Below are 19,544 nucleotides of genomic sequence, written 5' to 3'. Positions count from 1 at the left end.
ACTGATTTGTTCGTTGATGGATCGGTTAGTTACAACCACAGCCACCGCCACCAACACCACTGCCGCCGACGGAACCTTGTTTGTAAGCGAACACCTTTTCAGAAAAGACGTCGAATTCAGGCACCGTGCCACCGGGTTTCATCTCTTTTTGAGCCAATGTGCCTTTTTCCCAAGGCTTTACGGGTTCAATACCAAGGAACTCATCAACGAAAGCCAAAGCAGAAGGTTTGTTACTCTCTTCTGGTGCTTTCTGTTCGATAATCAGTTGCTTTGCCTTGGGTTTAACCATTTCAATGTTTCGTCTGGTTGCACGTTTCGCTTCCGGGTTTGAATAATCACCGCCACTTGAATAAACGGTGCTGGAGATGATCTCTTCTTCAACGATAGGACCATCGCTATTTGTGATGCTATTACTTGTTTGCTGTTCTGCGGGCTTCTTTCCTAAACCACTAAGATCGAGTTCAAGAGCCGCATTAGCAGTCATTGGAATAGCTAATAGCCCAACAAGGGTGGCTTTGATTAGCATTACAGTTGCACTCCCATTTGGGTGAGGTCGTCAGTAATTACGTCACTAATGTGGTTGATGGCACCAAAACGAATCTTGATAACCTTGCCCTGATAGATGTAGTAAAGCGCAGGCATACCGATAGGTTTAAACTCTGCGATCAACGCTTGTTCAGGGTCGTTAACAACAGGGAACTCCAGTCCGAGTTGTTTTTGAAACGCCAAGCCAACCTCGACATCTTCATCCACATCAACGCCTTTAAACGTGACGCCTGTGCCTTTGAGTTCGGTGTAGAGTTGATTAACTTCTGGTAGCTCTTCGCGGCAAGAGACGCACCACTCTGCAAAGAAGTCGACAATGGTCAGTTCATCCTTGTTGAGTTGAAGTTTTTCGATGACGTCTGGCGACAACGAATCCCCTTCTTGATAAGCCAATGCAGGTAAAGAAAGGCACAGCGCCAATAGCGCTAGGGCTCGTGTAAACATGTTTTTCTCCATATTGTTTTTAACTTGTTTGTTTTTAATTCAATGCTTAAATTCAGGTGTTTCGAATCAAACGCTTTTACTTGGATTATCGAGTGATTTTGATGGTTGCCGAGTATTCAACCGCCAAAATATCGGAAAAGTACTCGTTGAGTTGAGCCGTGCTGGTGGCGCTAAACACGCGTTGTGTATCCCCTACACAGTTCTCGAATTGAGCGATTCGAGAAGGGTTGACGCCATAGCCGATGAAATTCATTTCGATGCCATATTGATTGATTGCGGTAGTACAGAACCCGGCGTTAACCAGTTGGGTGAACGCGTCTCCACTGTCATCTCCGTCGGTAAAAAGCACTAATTTTCTTCTGGTTTCGGGTACTGTGCTGGCGTTCAATCCCCATGCTTGCTGCCAGCGTGGGATAAGCTGTCTCACTCCCCATACCAAACCGTGATAAGAGCGAGTACCGCCATTTGCTGTTAGGCTGTTTATCGAGTTTTGGACGCGGGAAAATACGCTGGTTAATGGCAGCATTGGTGAATCTTGATTGCAGTCGCTTAACCACTTACTCGGCGGTGTAAATTTCACCGGTCGCTCTGAGTGAAGCGTCGCGAGGTTATCGACGGTCAGTGCCGCAGAGAAATTGCCATTGCGATAGCTAAGCCCATCAATACAGTAAATTCCTGCCGCTTCTTTGGATAACCAAGGTGGGCGCTGCGCTGCGACTCCAGAGTCGAAGGGAACGATTGAAATGCTTACAGAATCTAAATCGTTAGCGTTATTGCTCTGAGATTGAATCGTATTCAATGCATTGGATAAAATGGATTTCAACGACTGGATGTTTGAACCCATCGATCCAGACACATCAAGTACTAAAACCAACTCCGTTGGAATCGAAGATTGCTTGCTTTCAACCACACTTTTATAACCACCACCCGTCGCCGTTACCTTGGTTGCATAGCTCTCATATTGGAAGTTGGGCAGTAAGGGTGACAATGAATAACCTAGGCTAATACGGCATTCTGAGCCTATGATTTCTGGTTCTAAGCCACTCACACCTTTTAGGGTTGGCTTATAGTACTCTTGGTAAGCCCGCATCATTGGGAGTGTGGCTGTATCAGCAAAGGCACAAGCTAATGCGGCAGAATCGGCGGCTTGCGCTGCTCGGTTTGAAACCATTACTTGAGCCGAGATCATCAGGGTGCCAACGGCAATGAAAAGCGCTGGAAACAGTAACGCCAACAATGAAATGGTCATGGAGCCTTGCTGTTTTTTAAGCGCAATGCTGCCGAATATTGGTTTAACCATAATGCTTTCCTATCACGGCTGATGAACTTGAGAGTGTTTTAGGAAGATTGAGTCGCTTGTAGTCAAACGGTGTATTCACACATAAAGTGAGTTGAACCAAGGTGGATGGTCTTCCAACTAACGCAGGGTCGCCGCTACCCTCAACGATAAGTGTCTCTAGTTGATCGATGGGTGTGTACTTTTGACAGATGATCCCGGCATGGATGTGCTTGTATTCCCAGTTCGAAGCAGTGGTATCAAATACACGGCTTTCAAGTACCAACCCAATATCGCTGCGCTTGATGTCTTGCGGAAGATAACGTTCGGCGAGATCGAGAAGCTGATCCTTTAACGTATTAGGTAATCCGTTTGGGCCTTGCTCTGGTTTCAGTTGCGTTAGTGAAACGGCGTTGACTAGGTTATATGTTACGTTGTCGAGCTGAGTCTGTAGGTTGAATAAGCGGTAGGTAGCAACAAGCCCCCACAAAATGATCATGAGTGCGAGTACAACGAAGGGGAATTCAATCGCTGCTGAACCCGCTTGTTTTTTTCGAGGTGTTTTATTTGTTGTCATAACTAACCAGTACCTTTCTTTTCAAGGTTGTCATGTTGCCGATAGACTCAGAAAACTGAGTTGATAGATTAGGTAATAAGGCAAATGAAAATGAGTAAGACACCTTGTACTCGCCTAACACTGCTCTGCTTTTGGATACCGGTTTCTCATTAACTAAATCTGAGAAGTTTTCGGCGTATAGCGGCGATGGATCCAAGACGAGCTTGCTCTTATCTATCAGTGGGAACTTTGCGATAGTCTCGGCAAAAGCTTGGTCTGAAATAGGACTAATCGGCCGTGTCTTAGCCTCTCGAACGCCCGCATTAACGGCTACATCAAGGATGATGTTGACCAACAGCAGGCGGCAGATCTCAAAGAAACCGATGATCAGTATCAGGAACGGTACCACCAACATTGCAAACTCGACGCTCTGCGCCCCTTTTTGACGAGAGAGCATCACAGTTCTCCTTGCTCAGTTTTAGCAGCAAGTTCTTGGTAATACAGACTATTGTTGGCAAACTCAGGTTGAGATAGATGTGCACGAGCGATACTTTTTGCGGACGCACTGTCTCCAGAAAGCGCATAAGCCAGTGCTAGGTTGAGTTGCAGTTTTACACTCGCTTCACCTCGGACAAAGATCGGGTGCAGAATGCGGATCCCTTGCTCTGGTTTACCATCGAGTATCCAAGCCATGGCTAAGTTGTTGCGATACTCATTACTGGATGGCATCAAGCTGAGGGCATGAGAGTAAGATTCACGCGCTTTTGAATACTGCTTATTGAGCGAGTAACTTACGCCTAAACTGTTGTGGGCGACATCATCAGTTGTAACTAATCTGACAGATTCTTCGAGTGCTGATGTGGCTTGTTCAAGCTCACCAAGCGCCAACCACGCGCGGCCAAGTTCTCTGTAAATCGCGCTCGATTGATTAAGCTCGATACCGTGCTTTAGATAATGCAGTGCCTCATCATAACGACTGGCTTGATTCGCAGCGGACCCCATTAGCAATAGTAACTGTGGGTCATCAGGCTTCGATATCAGCATCTTTCGGTACAGATCCATGGCACTTTCTGGTTTGCCATTCATCAGTGCAACCTCGGCGACTTTCATATCTTCAGAGGTCTCTTTTTCAATGCTATTCGTTGATTGACAGCCGAGTAAAATTAGCGCTAAACCCAAGAGAACGATCTTGTTCATAAGCCCCCCAGAGTTTGTTTAAGGGATAACATGATTGGCACGACAATAATGCCCACGACAGGTAGCATGATGAAGACCACTAAAGGGAATGACATCTTGGCTGGTATTTTTCCTACCCACTCTTCAAGCTCTAAGAAGTGATATTGGCGGCTATCAGAGGCAATCAGCTTTAACGCTTCAGCGAGAGGCGTACCGTATTGAAGCGCTTGATTCATGGTGGTCACAATATTGTTGATGTCAGGAAGCTGGACTCGTTTGTCTAGGTTTGAAAGTGCCGTTTGTGGTGAATCAAGAACCGATATCTCTGTCGCAGTGAGTAGCCATTCACGTGATAATGCTGGAGAGATAGCACGCATCTCTTCACCGACACAGCGAAATACCGCTTCGAGTGTTAGACCTGATGCGACACATACCACCATCAGATCGACTGCATCAGGAATAACGCGGCTAATTTGCATTCGGACTTGGTTCACGCGCCAATCTAGAATGCGGTCGAACAGGATGCCAACCACAATGGCGATTGCGATACATTCGGCCACAGAGTTCATGTTAAGCACTTGGATTCGAGTGACATACCAAGCAATAGATCCCGTCACCATCGTCAGTAGTCTTAAGCCAAGAAAATAGATCTCTGCATTAGGACTCAACCAGCCAATGAGGATTAACTTCTGGCGTCGTGGTTTTGCACCTTGGAAGCGCCATTTGCTAGAAGCGGTCGTGTACTTAGAGGAGTAGCTCGATACGTGAGTCAGTCGCTCAGCGACAACATCTCGTTTGAAAGAAGACAAGTGTGCGACAACTGTCAGTAGTAATGCGCATCCCAACAGAAGCAAGGCAACATACATCATGATGAGAACCTTTTGTTACGAGTCAGAGCGTTCAAAATGAGTGTGCCTGAGCTAATACTAATGATGGCGTAGGTCAGTACACGCTGTCCCGATTCTGTGTTGAACAATTGGATTATCATGGTGGGTTCCATCAAATAGATACCACCCAATAACCCCAAGGGTAAGATAGAAAGAAAGAGGGCTGTCATACGAGGCTCCGAGGTTAAGCTCTTGACCTTTTTTCTCATCGCTCGATTGTCATGCATGGTTCTGCTTAAGCTTTGAAGAATGTCGCGCAGTTGGCCACCATTCGATTGATTCAGGATTAACGCGACCGAGAAGTAGCGGAAACTGCTGTAAGGAAGGCGAACGCATGCATCATCGAGGCTTTGGCGAAGGCTTAAACCGAGCGTTAAGTTATCGCGAATATAGGAGAACTCACGTCCTAATAGCCCTGGTTGGGTTTCTGACACTTGTTCAATCGCTTGTGGGACTGAGAGCCCCGCAGCCACCGCTCTAGAAATTAAGCCAAGTACATTGATGATGCCTTGTTCGAACTCTTCTACCTGCATTTTTCGGCGGTACATCGCCAAGGCACATGTGCATACAAACCAAAGTCCAACAGCGGCGAAAAGTTGATGATGCATTGCCAGCTGGGGAAATAACATGTGGCCTGATGCTGGGAAACCGATAGCTGATAAGGCAATAAAGTACTTATCCCAAACTGGCAGCAATGCATTCATTCGTAAAAAGAAAGCATGCAGTTTGTTGCTGCGCTGGTGGTTGGTTTTTTTGATTGAAACGTCAGCTGTAAGCGAGCGTTGACTGCCGCTTACCAATAACAGCCGTTTATTGACGATGGCTTGCTTTGAGCTCAACCTGATTAACCCGATCGCGATAAATAAAACGAAAACAGTGAGAACTAAGATCATCAGGCTTCAAGCTCCATCGCTACTCTTAGTTGAGCATCGAGTTGGTGGTATTTGGCTTTTTCATTGAAGCTTGGTACGCACTTAGCACTCTTGTATTCGCCAATCAGGTTGCCTTGTTGATCCTCTGATAACGGCTTGAATTTGAACAAGTCTTGAGTGATGTATTGTTCTCCTTCTAACCCTTGCACCTCGGTGATCGAAACAATGCGTCTTTTGCCATCACGCATTCTTTCGACTTGTATAACGACATCGATGGTGTCTGCGATTTGGCGGCGCAATGAGAACAGAGGCAGAGTCGCTTGGCTCATCATCAACATGTTTTCCATGCGAACTAGTGCATCAGTCGCTGAGTTTGCGTGCAATGTACACAGTGAACCATCATGGCCGGTGTTCATTGCCTGCATCATCTCAAAGGCTTCATCACCACGAACTTCGCCTAAAATGATTCGATCTGGTCGCATACGTAGAGAATTTCGCACCAACTCTCGCTGGGTGATCGGCGTTAAGCCCTCGGCATTGGCTGGGCGTGTTTCTGCACGTACAACATGAGGTTGCTGTAGACGCAGTTCTGCGGTGTCTTCGATGGTAATGATGCGTTCTTGAGGTGAAATGCTAAAAGACATCGCATTGAGCAGTGTGGTTTTACCTGCACCAGTGCCTCCCGCAACAAGCACATTAAGGCGTGAGCGAACAATAATATCGATAAGCTTAACCATCGATTTCGACATTGCGCCAAACTGAGCCAATTGGCTGAGTGTTAGCTTATTCTCATTGAATTTTCGGATGGAAATGTAGGTTCCATCAAGCGCTAGCGGTGGGATCATCACATTGACACGGCTACCATCATCCAATCGAGCATCGACTAATGGATTCGATTCATCGATTCTTCGCCCGACCTTGCTGACGATGCGTCGCGCTAGGTTGAGAAGTTGTTCTTCATTGCGAAATTGAACTGCCGTTTTTTGCAATTTTCCTGAGCGTTCTACGTAGACTTCACGGTACCCATTGACCATGATGTCGGTAATGCCTTGGTCTTCAATCAAGGGCTGCAGTGGGCCTAATCCTAGAAACTCATTGAGCAATTGTTCCACTGAATGAGCGACATCTTTGTGACCAAGCGGTAACTGCTTAGAGACCACGATATCTGACACCATTTCGGCAATTCTAGCTTCAAGATCGGGTGCGCTTAAGCTCACTACAACCGATGGGTCGATCGCCTTGATGACCTCTTCATGAATCACATGATAATGCTCACGAACTGAGGGTGTTGATGAGAGGGCTTCATGAGACCGAGCTCTATTCGTTACAATCGGATCTATGGCTTGTGTGTTCTGACCAAACATTATGCGCCTCGCTTCCAAAAACGGCGGTTGCCTTGTTGCTGCTCACCAGTGACTAGTTCAAGTAGAGAGCTAAACGCGAGCTTCACTTTCCTATTGCCTTTATGGGCAGGCTGACCAAGCGATGACTTGCTCAAGAAATGGTTAGGCAAAAATGGAATCACGACGTCTACGGAAGTTCCGAGTGATTTCTTCACATCATGGGCTGAAATAAGGGATGCGGAATCGGACTTACAATGGTTCAACACCACAATGGTTTGTGAAGCTGCTTGGTTTTGAAGTCGTTTGATTATTTGACCGGCATTGCGAATGGAGCTGAGTGTAGGCTCGACCACAATGATTCGGATATCGGCACTTTTAAGCGCTTCAAAGCCAACCTGGTCACGCAATGAATAGGTCGGAATGTCGATCAGTAAGTAGTCTGAACTTTGCAGGCAGAACTTTGTAAACTGATCGAATGCACTCTTTTGTGGCCAAAATGGTGTGGTGTCTAAAGGTAGATAACCGGTAAAGAGCGTGTGCTCGGGTGACACACTGATCCCACTGCGCTCAAACACGAGAGGTTCTAATCTTTCTGGGTATTGTAAAAGCTCTACCAACGCCGTGTTGCCTTCGACATTGAGTAGCAAATCCAAATCACCCATCGAAAAATCGAGGTCCATACAAGTTACTCGTTTTTCGAGTTCGGCAAGCTGCTGCGATAACGTCGCGATAATGGTGCTGCTTCCTGAGCCGCCTTTTGCACTGACAATGGAAACGATTTTTTCATTTCGTTTTTCATTGTTGAGTTGTAATGCAGCAAAGGAGACGTGTTCAAGATCTTGTGGTGTCACAGGGTTGACTAAATAGTCACTGGCACCGGATGCGAGCATTCCACGGTAAGCAAAAATTTCAGTTGAATGACCAATCGCGATAACTTGGCACCCAGTACGTTGTATTAAACGCTGCACAACCTGTTTCGATTCTGGCAATTCGCTATTCAGTACATCGAGGAAGATGGTTTTAACATCGTTCTTAAGTACCTGTCTCACCACGTCATCTTCTTGATTCGAAGAGGTTGTGATGTTGTTGATACCGAAATCATTCAGTGTGTATGTGAGCGCTAATGTATCGAGTTGCTCCGATGCCGCGATCAGTACCGTTAAGTTGTGTACTTGATTCATTGCGAACCTCCTAGCGTGGTATTCGAAGAGCCAGAGTTTGTCTGTTGGTTTTGTGCTGGTGGCGCAAAGTAGTTATCGATGCTAGACACCGCTTTTTGTCCTTGTGCACTGTCGATGGGCTGACCAACTATCAGGTCTTTTGGATTTGCGACCATTTGCGCCAGTGCATTGGCATTCGCACAGCCGAAATTGCGCTGAGTACGATAAGCGTTGAGTGTGGTTCTTGGTGTTTTACCCGCGTCACATGCAGTTACTTTGGCACGATAAGATTCAACAAAAATCGTGATGTCGCCTTTACCTTGCGCCGCAGTGTCTGACACTGAAATTTGCGAAGGGTAGAGGCCTGACTCGATCAGATGAAGCCTAACTTTTTCACTTTGGCTTTCTCCTTTCTGAGTCGTATTTTCAATCTTGACCATTAAGTTGGATAGCGTACCTAGACGAGCAATAAAATCAGAGATGTCATCTTTCTCTTGAGCCGATAACGTTTTGCCCGACAGTGTTAAAGTCAGTTTGTTTGTCACGGACACCACATCCACAGAAGGTTGTTGGGTTGTAGGCGTTGGCGCGCAACCCGCAAGCGCAATGAGAGCGGGCAGTAATAAGGATAATTTGTTCATGATGTCCTCAGTAGTAGAACCCGTTGTCACCCAGTAAGCGAGGCTTCTGGTTGTCGGTGTATGTGTCTTGACTAAACGTTCTTTTACGTTGAATTCTCGGCAGTGCCAGTAATCGTTCAACATCACTCAACGGGATTAAACCATCGGTTGGGAGTGGCATTGAGTCCGAACGTGTCGGTTGAACTAGGTAAGCCGTTACAATGATGATCAGCTCTGTTTCTCTACGAGTGAATTCAGTTGAGCGGAACAGGCTACCGAGAACCGGTATTTCACCGATAAGCGGTACTTTTTGTAGCTGTTCAATGTCTTCCGATTTCAATAACCCGCCTAAAGCGAAGCTCTGCCCACTTGCCAATTCAATGGTGGTGGAGGCGCTACGAGTGGTAAAAGAAGGGAAGTTAGTTCCGTTTATCACTTGTTGGCTCTCGATTGAGATGTTACTGACCTCGGGATTTACTTTTAAGCTGATACGGTTTTGACTGAGCACGGTTGGGGTGAAGTTCAGTTTTACACCGAAATCCTTGTATTCGATTTGAGTGGTGTCAGCCGTAATCAGTGGCAGCGGTACTTGTCCACCAACCAAAAACTCCGCATCTTCGCCTGACATCGCGGTCAAGTTAGGTTCAGCAAGCACAGACATCATGCCGTTGGTTGCTAGCGCATCAATCAGAGCAGTAATGCTCGGCTTGCCCCAACTACTGACATTAGGCAGCTTTGAAAACGAAAATTGCCCCACACCGCCAGCGATTGAACCCCATTTGATGCCCAACTTATTGGATACATTTCTTGAGACTTCAGCGATTTTTACACGAATGTTGACCTGATTTGGCATGGTGACAACCAATTGATTGATCAGCTCATCATCATTGGGTTGAGTCTGCTGATTTTGATTGGTTGAACTACTGCTGTTGTTACTGTTTCCCTGTGAATTCGAGCTCTCTTGTTGTTCGGTAGAACCGACAATAGGGGATAAGTAGCCTTTCGCGAGCGACACGATATTGTGTGCCATCATCGGAGAAGGAACGCGTCCTTTAAGCCATAACTTTCCGCCCAGAGATTCCGCGTTGACTGACGCTTCTGGGAACTTGTTTTTAACCAGTTCATTGAACTCGCGGCTGTTATGCGTGACGCGAATCTTGTTGGTATAAATCACGCGTTCTTGTTCATTCAAAACGGTGATCGTAGCGCTGCCAGCTTGCTTACCGAATATCATCACCTTGGTATTGGTTAAGGTTTGGTAATTAGCGATATGGGTGTTAGAGATGAAAATGGATTTCGCTTTTTCAGGTAAGCGAATCATTCTCGCCTCATTGATCGTCACATCAAATGTTGATGCTGCAGATGCAAAAGAGACACATAGGCTTGATAGTAGGAGAACACCCCACCAACGACAGATGTTAGCCATTGTTATCAGCTCCAGTTTTATTATTGACGGTTTTATTTTCGGCTCTAAATTCCACTAAACCCACGTCAGGTAATACCTGAGTTGTGTCTGGAGAAATGACTTTCAGCGTCACGGCATTTGCGTGTTGAGGTTGATCTTGAGCCTCGTTTTGCCCGCGTAATACAAGCGTTAACTTTCCTAATTGCTTCGCAAGTACCACTTGGTTTGCTTGCTCGGGTGTCACTTCTAAAGAGACACTGCTGTCTTCAGGGATACCATTTTCGAAACCATTCGATTCCCGAGCCTTTTGATAAGATTCTGCCGTTTGCTTGTTATTAAATGCCAAGACTCTTGCATCATGCACTATCGTTGTGACGTACAATCCTTGAGATGAATTGCCATAACGAAGTAGCTCACCATCTTGTGAACCGAGTAGGAGAATATCTACTCGGTCGCCCGGCTCAATGAAGCCTGAATTAGACGTGACTTGATCGACAGGGACTGAAATCGCGCGATAGCCTGGTTGCAACTTCAATGAGAGCGAGTAGCCACCTTCGGGTTCGGTAATGTCGGCTTTCGACAATATTGAGTCTTTGACGAGTTTGGTGCGTGCTAGCCCTGACATCGTGTGGTCGGTAGAAATATCTTCCGGTGTCACGTGGTCGATGTAGTTCTCTAACTCTTGCTGTGGAACTTCTTTCCATCGAAACGAGTTTGGCGTGTAGGTTTGGCCTATCTCGATAGTGCGAGTCGGAACCAGCACTTTGACCATTTGCTTAGCGGCTTGTTTAGAAGAGGTGATCGCAGACTCGTTATTGGTTTGGCTCAACAGTAAAACGGATAATCCGAGCACCGAGCAAAATAACGATAGCAACATGAGTCGCTTGGCAGTCATAACTATTCCTTTAATTTACGGTAAACGGGCTTATTCTGATTTTTGAGCGTCTTTGAGCTGCTTGACGACAGTCTGGTAAGTGTCAGTAATGGCTTCGGTTAGATCACCATTCTCGCCGCCTACAAAATTAAGCAAGACCACGGACATTGCTGCTGCGAGAATTGCGTATTCGATAGCGGCCGCGCCGCGCTGTTTTTTCTTGTTAAACATGTTGTTATTTCCTAGATGAAAGCAGCCTCAGCTGAGGCTGCTGTGGTCATTAATAAAGGTGTCGTTAGTCTGCAACTAATCGATATAGATAAGCTGATGAATAGCTCGCGGTAGACACGTCAGTCTCCGCCATCGTCGTCATATTCAACCCTTTGAAGCGGCCATAAGGTGCAGGGTCGCTGGTGATGTAGTAGCCATAACTACCACCAGTTGCTTCGTTGAACTCAAACACTTCGTTGTTAAGTGGCAATAGGCTATACAGTTCAGCTTTTGTCGGGTAACGCCAATTGGCTTTGCCACAAATACTCTTGGTATTTTGTGCTGTGATAAGAGGGGCAATATCTACGTATTTCTTGAAACGGCTACTATCACCTCGAGAGAAGAGTTGCCAAACCAAGTTGCTGTCTGTGTCTTGAGCACACACTGCATTTTGTCGGTTGGTTACTACCGTTCCTTGCGCATTTAGATACTGATAATTAGCAGACTTTTCTCTGAATAATCGAGCTAAGACGACTTTGTCTTCAGAACCATCGGTACGAGCTTTATCTAAGGTTTGGCTACTTTCTTTAGTGTCGTAACTTGTGATGTATTGTTGATCACCGCTTGCTGCACTCGACCAGTAATAAAACGTGGTTCCATTATCGAAATAAGATTTGTCGTATTCTGGCTTGAGTCCCAAGTAATTTGGAAATACGTCTGTATCCAAGGTCATTTTCGAATTTGAACCTTCGACAGCCTTGGTGTTAATCGACAGCAGCTGTGCTAAGTGCGGAACTTCCCAGTCACTAAAACCACACAGCTTGTTGTTATTAGTGCTAGCGAGTAGTTCGTTGCTGCCTAGTATGCTGGCGTATCCGGTCGCTGAAGCATCATAGGCAAGATCGTCAGCACCATGCGGTAGTCCATCTTTGAGAAGCGCCCATACTCGACGTTTTCCTGAAATTTTCGTGTCTTCAACACAGCGCCAACCTTGTTGATAGGTTGTGTCGCTTGTCAGGTAGTTTCCTAGTTCATCCAACTTGGCGAAGCGATTACTTACCATTGCGTTGGCTTGAGAAACACTAAACCCATTGTCTGCCGCTTGTTTTAGCCCATCTTTTGCTAACACTTTGGATTGAGCGAGATCGTGGAGTGTGGCTGTTGTGCTCATCTCTTTGATGAGTGTTTGATATAGAGCGATGAGCGAATCAAACTCAGAGCTAATTCCGTTAGTTGCGGTATTCAGTTGGTTAATGAAGTCAGTGACTTGCGCATATTGGCTCTCTAATACTGAAATGGCACTGTAGAGGTCCAAACTTGCTTGATGCAGCTCTGAAGCCAATGAGGCTGAGCCTATTGCACTTGTGGCATCGGTTAGCATTACCGAGTTTTTCTGGATGAATGCCATTTTTTGAGCAAACTTAGCACCTTCAACTAGTGCATTTAACCCGTTCGAGTTTTGCTGTAGTTTCGCTGCTTTTTCTTTGTAATCTTTTACTTTGGTAATGAACTCAAGGCTCTCCGCATCAGTACGGCTTTGAGCAACCGACACCTGAAAGTCGTAAATAGTGAGCTTCGTGGTCACTGCACTCAATTCGTCAAGCCATGGTTTAGTAAAGGCCGCCAGTTCAACAGCTTTAGCTTGTGCTTGGGTTTCTAAAGCCGCGTAGCTTTGCGCTTTTTTCTGATTGTTCGCTAGCCATGTTGTTAGGTAAGCCTCAGCCGCCTTTACTATTGAACTTTGTGTATTGAGTAGGGTTTCAACAGCAGTTGTTGAAGCATCAATGTGACTGACTAGCTCCGGCCCAGACGGTAATTGCCATTTAGCGTATGCGTATTTACTGTAATACTGCTCAACAGATTCTTGCCCTTTGTTGATAGTGACAGCGACGCCATTTTTATCCGCTAACGTATTTGAAGAATTGTTCGATACTAAGTAACTTCTTAAGTTTGATGGCAGTGTTGCGGGGTCTCGCGTTGATAGCGTGATGACTTCGCCGCTCTCTGGAAGATTCCAACCTGCGATACCACAATCATCCAGCTGTGTGACTTTATCGAATACAGTATCGATTTCTGAAGAGAATCGTTCCGCCCAAAACGTCGGTTCCCCTTGTCCTTTGTCATCGTATTCAGCAATACAATTTAGGGAGTAGGAATTCCATGAGCCACCGTAGCTAAAATCAGCGGCCTGCGAACGGGTTTTCATCGGTACGAATTTTAATGCAGTGAAGCTACTAACAGCATCTGTAGCCCAAAGGGTGTCACTGACTGAATTGGAAACGCCTTCTTTTGCTTGTTTCTTTAGTCGAACTCCGACATTAGCCTTGTCGTACCCTTCTGGGCCAATAAATTGAGGTTTTGAAACAACAGGATGCCAAGTGACACCTTTATCGTTGGTGAACTCATAGTATTCGGCTTGGTCAAAACGAACCGATTGACCCTCAACGTTGGCGGTTAAGTAATCCCATTGAAATCCATTGGTATTGATTGGGTTACTACCAGTGAATGTATTCACGATTTTAGGCGAGGTTGGCGCGGGTATTTCAAACACCTTAGTAAAGGCTTCTGTTGTTAATGCTGATGCGCCATGAGGCATACCATTAGTTGGGTTCTGCCTTACTCGTAATTGCACTTCAGCGATGTTCTTATCTACATTGCCAATCACTACAGGCTTAGCGGTTACTTTTGTCCAAGTTGAACTGGAGTCGAGTGTGACTTCGAAGTGCTCGGGCTGAGTGAATTCGCCGAAGTATGTCCAATCGAGCGTGTTGTCGGTGTCGTTAACCACCAGACCAGTCGGGGCACTTGGTGCTGACGGACGAACAGTAAACGCGACATCGTTGGTTAACTCTGAACCGCTAGGACGACCCGTAATTGGATCTCGTTTAACGCGTACTTGGATTGAATCGATAGCGTAAGCTTGGTCATTTAGCTGATATGGCTTTGTGGTAACGACTGTCCAACCTGTGTTAAGCGCATTGATCTCGTAATCCGTTACCTCTGAAAACCCGGTAACAAATGTCCAGTCAAATGTATCTAATCCATCATGAGAGATTGGTGATGTCGGTGCGGCAGGCATACTAGGAGTAACAGAGTAGCCCTTGTCTGAACACAGCGCTTCGCCAGGATCATGTTGAGGATCTGTACCTGCTTTTACTCTTACACAGATTTGCCCTTTGGCAAACGTCTCATCTGGGATAGCCTGTGGGTTGCTAGTTACAGGGGTAAAAGTAATGCCTCTATCGAGAGAGTATTCGTAGAAATCACTTCCCGTAAATCCTTCAACGTCTGTCCATGCGAATGTGTTTTCTGCATCGTCAACAATCGGTGAGGTTGGTGCTATAGGTTGATTTTCTGAGCGAGTGAATACAGAGCTGAGAACCAACGGAACTCCCGCGGGGCGGGCATCCAGTGCATTTGACTTAACGCGAACCGAAATCGTGTTTGCAGGAAGTGAAACATTGCCAACAAGATACGGCAGTGCGGTGACGTCCTGCCAACCATTACCTAGATTAATCTCGTAGAAAGACGGATCCTTGTATCCATTAACCCAAAGCCAATTGATTTGATTGGTGCTGTCGTTAGCAAAATCTAGTACTGGTTGTGCGGGTTGGACTGGGGTTACCGTCATCGATTGTTCTGATGCTGAACTTAATCCTGTTGGGTGACCTAGCGAGTCATCTTTGGCCACACGAACTTTTAGATGTCCAACTGGAATATCTAGATCTGGAATGTCTTGAGGCTTTTCAGTCGCTTGCGTCCAGCTTGAGCCGTTATCTAATGAATATTCATACAAACCTAGTTCATTAAACGAGTCGACAAATGCCCAATCAAATTGATTGATCGCGTTATTCACACTAATCCAGGCTGGAGCAGCAGGCACTGTCGTTAGCGTAAACGTTTTGTCTGAAAGCATGGGCTTTCCGGCAGGGGTATTACGAACGTTAGACGCAGCAACTCGAACTTGAACGGCTCCTTTGTCGAACGCCAGTTTCCCTACAACAATCGGCTTACGAATTACCGTTGTCCAAGTCTTCCCTGAATCCAATGAATATTCGTAATCTGTGTTGTGAGTGAAGCCACGCACAAGCTGCCAATCGAAGGTGTCTGAGGCATCATTGACTTGACCGTGCTTAGGCGCTGGCGGTCTAGTGATGATTTTATTGCCATCGATGTCTTCTTGGGAAACTTTGAGTTGGTCTCGGTATTCCTTACCAAGTTGTTTCAATGCGCTATCGGTTCCTGATGCGCCATGAGACAGCAAATCGGTCTTGGCTTTAAATTCTGCTAAATCAAGCTCTGCCAGCTTGTACATAGATCCTTTTCGAGCATTTACTTGGTCGGCACCTGCATCAACAGAAGCCATTTGTGCTTCCTGAAGTACGCGAGTAACACCGCGCGCAAACATGTGTACTTCACGGCTTTTGGTTGAGTTTGATGCGGAATAATCACCAACAGCCAGTTGTTTATCGATGCCTAAGTCGCTGGCTACAAGCTGGGTTGCTTCATCAAAACTGATTCCACTGGTTCTCGATACACTTGCAATGAGAGACGTCACGGGGCTAATCACGTCCGAATTGCTACTCGGTACTTCTAGCGTAAATCCGGATTCAATAGGCTGATTCGGTGAATCCATATCGATAGTTATAGAGGCAACCGCTTCGACCAATATTGGGTATTGGGCGACATCATTGTCGACGTCTAGTTGGAATCGTCCTTCGGCGTCCGTAGTGGCAATTTCTCCATCAGCAGAATCACACATGGCATTGCTGTTTCTGTCTAAACAAACCTTCGCGTTGCGTAAATAACCATCCAAAGCTATGCCCGAAATATTCTGAGAACTTGGCTTAGTTTGTGACTGTTTGAGCTTCGGATCTGACTCTGCTCCGCCACAAGCAATCAGCATTGTGGAAACGAGTGAAACACTCATTAATTTGTATGGATTCCTTACCACCTGAACTCCAAATAATTTATAAATTACCCATAGGAAAGGCGGAGGATATTAATTTAAATGATAGTAATTATCAATATCATTTGATCTTTTATTTCGTTAAGTGATTTAATAGCAAAATAAAATACTATAAATCAAATCATAAACTAGGTGAATCGGTCGAAAAAATGCACAATAAATTCTTAATATGCAAATTGTCACTAGCAATCTCTAGTGTCTTAATGGTCTCTGGATGTGGAGGTAGTTCTGATAGCGAAAACCCAGTTGGGTCTACGGCTTCAGGCTATGCATTTCTAGATTCATTAGTATGCGCTGATGCAGATCTGAATGGCGTATGCAGTGCTCAAGAGAAACAGATTGCTGATGTTTCTGGGTACGCACAGCAAAGGCAATATGATGGTGCAATTTTGACTGCTTCTCCTGGTATGAAAGTGGTGACGCCTTTCACTACTTTGATTCATAGCGAGATGATGTTTAACCCAACGGTAAGTAACGATGTAGAGCAAGCAAAAGCATCGCTTCAAAGTAAGTTAGGCGATCATGTTGGCATCAATTTTGGTGTGCTGGACTCAACTCATGGGTCTAAAGATCTATCAAATATGTTGTTAAAATCTCTGAAAAAGGCGCAAAGTGACGGTAAGCAGTCTTCTTATACCAATATTGCCCATGCTCTTGATTTGATGATAGAACATAAAACTTTAGACTTATCTAATATTGACGTTGCTGGTACGGTTTCTCGGCATCTACAAATTGAAGACTCTTTGGTTGTTCGCGGTTCACAATCGGTACCGCAATTGTCTGGTGCGAAGTCGATAGCTCTGAATCCAGCGAGCAGTCAGATTGTGTTTTTAACGGCTAATGATGTGGTTATGCAAATTGATAGCTCTTCACGCAATAAGCCGGTGACAATCAATGGTGACCCTGCATCTCAAGCGGTTTCTGGTCTGGTTAGTATCCGTTCGCACGACGACGATGATTATGACGACCATGACGATGATGATGACGACGATGATGATGATGACGATCACGGAGGTGGCACTGGAGGCGGAGAAATACCGGTAGACTCGAGTGAAATCATTCAGTTAGTTCCTGCGCTAAATGGTGTTCAGGCATACAAGGTTTACAAACCGACCGCTTACGTCTCACCCACATCGAGTGATATTTGTAATAGCCAAGGCGCTAATGGTGTTTTCCTCACAAGCCTCAATGGTTCGAATAATAACGATGTTGGCGTGAAGGCTTTTGCGATTGATACATACAGCAGTCGTAGTGGAGGCACGCTTCCACCCATTCCAAAACCTAATCCAGCCGTGCCGCCTAAATCGAGTGAGTCGTGCATCAATGATAACTTCGCAGCAGTGGTTCCTCTGTTACAAAGTGGTTCGTTACTAGCGATTAAAAATACCGGAAGCTCGATATACTCACAGCAAGAACTCAAATTGCTAAGTGCTAATAAGCTTGATATGAAAAGCTGGAGTCACGCATTGAAAGCTACCTCTTCGCAAGTCATGCCATCTTATGATGAAAGTGAAGCATTGGTTGTCTATAAGAATTACCTTTCAAACAGCAGCTTAGCGGCAGAAGTTATCGATACGGCTAACTTATCCACTAAGATGACGATTGATAAGTTAAACCTTAAAACAGCCAATATTGTCGTGAATCAGCAGATATTGTTGGGGTTGGATAGCAATAAGGTTGAGTGGGTGTCTAACTCGATACAACAAACCGTACTTGGGGAGCTGACCGTTGATTCTGCTATTAGCAAGATAGCGACATCGCGAGACGGAAAAACCAGTGCGATTACCACAGCAAGTTCTCTTTATATCGTTGATAACATGACGAGAACCTTACTTGTAACAGAGTCTCTGAGTAACAATGCTATCAAGTCTTTGTATGTGTTAGAAGATAAGGTGATTGCGTTAACTTCTTCAGGTGCGGACTATTATCAATTCCGAAATATTAGTGGCCCGGCTCTAAAAGTTGGCAGCCAACTGGTGACCAAAGAACTCCTCAAAAAGTGGGAAGACAGCGGCAATTCAAATTGGAGTTCAACGAACTTGGGCTACATTCTTTCTCAAACGGGTACGGAAAGTAACATCTCTGATCAATTCAAAAACGTAAACCTCTCGTTTTCTCCGACCAATGCGACAACGTCAAGTGGCATCTCTGGTGTGCACGTCAGTGGCTTAGAACGAGGTGAATGGCTAAATTTTTATAAGGCGCTGTAAGCCTAATAGTTCAATGGAAGGGGAACATTTTTTGTTGAGCTAGGAAGTCAACTTATGTGTTTGGTTGACTTTTTTCCTTGCTACTAGTTCTATCTGAAATTAAAAGCGTGGTATTACTTAAGTGTTGTATTGCGCTTTTCTGTTTTAGATATTGCCTTTTTTGGTGTTCTTTGAACCTATTTACCTTATCGGAATTCAAGGTAAGTTGTTGTGTGAAATTTCCTCCTGATCTTTACTCCTCCCAAAGTTCTACTACATCCAATATGGTGTCTATATCATTATTATTTTTGTCCTCTTTATTCTCCAAAATGACGTATAAAGATGATGATATCTTATCCATGTTAGAAGTTTTGTCCGAAGAGAATACGAGGTTTTCCTCTTTATCGTACTGGAAGCTAGTATTTTCTATCGAATGCTTACAAACGATACTAGAACAACTTCTATCTAGGGGGAGGTATTTTTCATTATCAGCATAGGCTGTATTTATCCATAACATGAAAATACAGCTAGTAGTAATGACCGATATTCGAGTGAGCATGGCTAAAACCTTGGATTTTGTTGGCGTTGAATTTTTTATTGTACTATTCATTATCGATTAAATGAAACTGTGACTTAAAATAAATATCGAAAATAGTACTTCTTACGTCATTCAATTTGATGTTAATAAGTGGTTCTCTCACCATTGATAGTTCAACGTTGTAGGTGGATTCTTTGATTTCTTCATTAAATATATAATTTAATGAAAGTGAATTTAATAAATTTTATATTCAGTTGAATTCTATCTAATATTTACTGGTCGCACATCTTACCAGTGTCTGTTAACTTTCTTGAATAAATAGAATTAAGTCTAGTTATGAGTGGTTATTAACAGGATTAACGTGTTGTTAGGATGTATTTCAAATTGTGATGAGTTGTTAATAAGATTTAATGTGAATACATACAAAATATCATTGAATACACCCTAACTAAGTTGTACCTTAGCCTTGATTTATAAAA

16 protein-coding genes are annotated in these 19,544 nt (G+C 44.9%); 1 reads left to right on the top strand and 15 read right to left on the bottom strand.

Annotation, left to right across the window (positions count from 1 at the left end):
* Positions 1-25: 25 nt before the first annotated feature.
* The 15 genes from AACT19_RS16130 to AACT19_RS16060 all read right to left on the bottom strand — a co-directional run bounded on the left by AACT19_RS16130 (position 26) and on the right by AACT19_RS16060 (position 16,299).
* The gene (locus AACT19_RS16130; RefSeq protein WP_076647376.1) at positions 26-526 is read right to left on the bottom strand and encodes a DUF4266 domain-containing protein; all 501 of its coding nucleotides are present in this window, start codon (positions 524-526) and stop codon (positions 26-28) included.
* Positions 526-990, bottom strand: coding sequence for a TlpA family protein disulfide reductase (locus AACT19_RS16125; RefSeq protein WP_017075288.1), 465 nt, complete (start codon positions 988-990; stop codon positions 526-528). Before AACT19_RS16125 ends, AACT19_RS16130 begins: the two co-directional genes overlap by 1 nt.
* Positions 991-1,075: 85 nt before the next feature.
* Positions 1,076-2,290 (bottom strand): hypothetical protein, encoded by a 1,215-nt coding sequence (locus AACT19_RS16120; RefSeq protein ID WP_076647373.1) that lies wholly within the window; start codon positions 2,288-2,290, stop codon positions 1,076-1,078.
* Positions 2,283-2,843, bottom strand: a complete 561-nt coding sequence (tadF, locus tag AACT19_RS16115) for a tight adherence pilus pseudopilin TadF (protein ID WP_054541441.1) — start codon at positions 2,841-2,843, stop codon at positions 2,283-2,285. Before tadF ends, AACT19_RS16120 begins: the two co-directional genes overlap by 8 nt.
* A complete protein-coding gene (locus AACT19_RS16110) occupies positions 2,830-3,279 on the bottom strand; it encodes a TadE/TadG family type IV pilus assembly protein (RefSeq protein ID WP_076647370.1) in 450 nt (149 codons plus the stop codon). Before AACT19_RS16110 ends, tadF begins: the two co-directional genes overlap by 14 nt.
* Positions 3,279-4,019 carry a tetratricopeptide repeat protein gene (locus AACT19_RS16105; protein WP_076647367.1) on the bottom strand — a complete coding sequence of 247 codons (741 nt, stop codon included), beginning with the start codon at positions 4,017-4,019 and terminating at the stop codon, positions 3,279-3,281. The genes AACT19_RS16110 and AACT19_RS16105 overlap by 1 nt, the downstream gene beginning before the upstream one ends.
* Positions 4,016-4,867 (bottom strand): type II secretion system F family protein, encoded by an 852-nt coding sequence (locus tag AACT19_RS16100; protein ID WP_076647364.1) that lies wholly within the window; start codon positions 4,865-4,867, stop codon positions 4,016-4,018. Before AACT19_RS16100 ends, AACT19_RS16105 begins: the two co-directional genes overlap by 4 nt.
* Positions 4,864-5,778 carry a type II secretion system F family protein gene (locus tag AACT19_RS16095; RefSeq protein ID WP_076647360.1) on the bottom strand — a complete coding sequence of 305 codons (915 nt, stop codon included), beginning with the start codon at positions 5,776-5,778 and terminating at the stop codon, positions 4,864-4,866. The genes AACT19_RS16100 and AACT19_RS16095 overlap by 4 nt, the downstream gene beginning before the upstream one ends.
* Positions 5,778-7,121 carry a CpaF family protein gene (locus AACT19_RS16090; RefSeq protein ID WP_076647357.1) on the bottom strand — a complete coding sequence of 448 codons (1,344 nt, stop codon included), beginning with the start codon at positions 7,119-7,121 and terminating at the stop codon, positions 5,778-5,780. The genes AACT19_RS16095 and AACT19_RS16090 overlap by 1 nt, the downstream gene beginning before the upstream one ends.
* The gene (locus AACT19_RS16085) at positions 7,121-8,281 is read right to left on the bottom strand and encodes an AAA family ATPase (RefSeq protein ID WP_076647349.1); all 1,161 of its coding nucleotides are present in this window, start codon (positions 8,279-8,281) and stop codon (positions 7,121-7,123) included. The genes AACT19_RS16090 and AACT19_RS16085 overlap by 1 nt, the downstream gene beginning before the upstream one ends.
* Positions 8,278-8,901 (bottom strand): CpaD family pilus assembly lipoprotein, encoded by a 624-nt coding sequence (locus AACT19_RS16080; protein ID WP_076647346.1) that lies wholly within the window; start codon positions 8,899-8,901, stop codon positions 8,278-8,280. The genes AACT19_RS16085 and AACT19_RS16080 overlap by 4 nt, the downstream gene beginning before the upstream one ends.
* Positions 8,902-8,908: 7 nt before the next feature.
* Positions 8,909-10,306, bottom strand: coding sequence for a type II and III secretion system protein family protein (locus tag AACT19_RS16075; protein WP_076647343.1), 1,398 nt, complete (start codon positions 10,304-10,306; stop codon positions 8,909-8,911).
* Positions 10,299-11,180, bottom strand: coding sequence for a Flp pilus assembly protein CpaB (gene cpaB / locus AACT19_RS16070; protein WP_076647340.1), 882 nt, complete (start codon positions 11,178-11,180; stop codon positions 10,299-10,301). Before cpaB ends, AACT19_RS16075 begins: the two co-directional genes overlap by 8 nt.
* A gap of 30 nt (positions 11,181-11,210) precedes the next feature.
* Positions 11,211-11,390 (bottom strand): Flp family type IVb pilin, encoded by a 180-nt coding sequence (locus AACT19_RS16065; protein ID WP_076647336.1) that lies wholly within the window; start codon positions 11,388-11,390, stop codon positions 11,211-11,213.
* A 64-nt stretch (positions 11,391-11,454) separates the two neighbouring features.
* Entirely contained in the window at positions 11,455-16,299 is a 4,845-nt protein-coding gene (locus AACT19_RS16060; RefSeq protein ID WP_076647333.1) for a DUF1566 domain-containing protein, read from the bottom strand.
* Positions 16,300-16,541: 242 nt separating this feature from the next.
* Here AACT19_RS16060 and AACT19_RS16055 point away from each other — a divergent pair, with 242 nt between their 5' ends.
* Positions 16,542-18,548, top strand: a complete 2,007-nt coding sequence (locus AACT19_RS16055) for a hypothetical protein (RefSeq protein WP_076647331.1) — start codon at positions 16,542-16,544, stop codon at positions 18,546-18,548.
* The last annotated feature ends 996 nt before the right edge of the window (positions 18,549-19,544 follow it).

Origin of the sequence: Vibrio sp. 10N.222.47.A9 (genome assembly GCF_963872585.1) — a bacterium.
Lineage (GTDB): Bacteria > Pseudomonadota > Gammaproteobacteria > Enterobacterales > Vibrionaceae > Vibrio > Vibrio splendidus.
This window is presented reverse-complemented; position numbering and strand designations above follow the sequence as displayed.

Bases quoted from the DNA above. Each gene is read 5' to 3' on its own strand.
- tadF (WP_054541441.1), bottom strand. From the start codon at position 2,843: ATGACAACAAATAAAACACCTCGAAAAAAACAAGCGGGTTCAGCAGCG.
- AACT19_RS16090 (WP_076647357.1), bottom strand. From the start codon at position 7,121: ATGTTTGGTCAGAACACACAAGCCATAGATCCGATTGTAACGAATAGA.
- AACT19_RS16105 (WP_076647367.1), bottom strand. From the start codon at position 4,019: ATGAACAAGATCGTTCTCTTGGGTTTAGCGCTAATTTTACTCGGCTGT.
- AACT19_RS16095 (WP_076647360.1), bottom strand. From the start codon at position 5,778: ATGATCTTAGTTCTCACTGTTTTCGTTTTATTTATCGCGATCGGGTTA.
- AACT19_RS16080 (WP_076647346.1), bottom strand. From the start codon at position 8,901: ATGAACAAATTATCCTTATTACTGCCCGCTCTCATTGCGCTTGCGGGT.
- AACT19_RS16060 (WP_076647333.1), bottom strand. From the start codon at position 16,299: ATGAGTGTTTCACTCGTTTCCACAATGCTGATTGCTTGTGGCGGAGCA.
- AACT19_RS16075 (WP_076647343.1), bottom strand. From the start codon at position 10,306: ATGGCTAACATCTGTCGTTGGTGGGGTGTTCTCCTACTATCAAGCCTA.
- AACT19_RS16085 (WP_076647349.1), bottom strand. From the start codon at position 8,281: ATGAATCAAGTACACAACTTAACGGTACTGATCGCGGCATCGGAGCAA.
- AACT19_RS16065 (WP_076647336.1), bottom strand. From the start codon at position 11,390: ATGTTTAACAAGAAAAAACAGCGCGGCGCGGCCGCTATCGAATACGCA.
- AACT19_RS16110 (WP_076647370.1), bottom strand. From the start codon at position 3,279: ATGCTCTCTCGTCAAAAAGGGGCGCAGAGCGTCGAGTTTGCAATGTTG.
- AACT19_RS16130 (WP_076647376.1), bottom strand. From the start codon at position 526: ATGCTAATCAAAGCCACCCTTGTTGGGCTATTAGCTATTCCAATGACT.
- cpaB (WP_076647340.1), bottom strand. From the start codon at position 11,180: ATGACTGCCAAGCGACTCATGTTGCTATCGTTATTTTGCTCGGTGCTC.
- AACT19_RS16120 (WP_076647373.1), bottom strand. From the start codon at position 2,290: ATGGTTAAACCAATATTCGGCAGCATTGCGCTTAAAAAACAGCAAGGC.
- AACT19_RS16055 (WP_076647331.1), top strand. From the start codon at position 16,542: ATGGTCTCTGGATGTGGAGGTAGTTCTGATAGCGAAAACCCAGTTGGG.
- AACT19_RS16100 (WP_076647364.1), bottom strand. From the start codon at position 4,867: ATGATGTATGTTGCCTTGCTTCTGTTGGGATGCGCATTACTACTGACA.
- AACT19_RS16125 (WP_017075288.1), bottom strand. From the start codon at position 990: ATGTTTACACGAGCCCTAGCGCTATTGGCGCTGTGCCTTTCTTTACCT.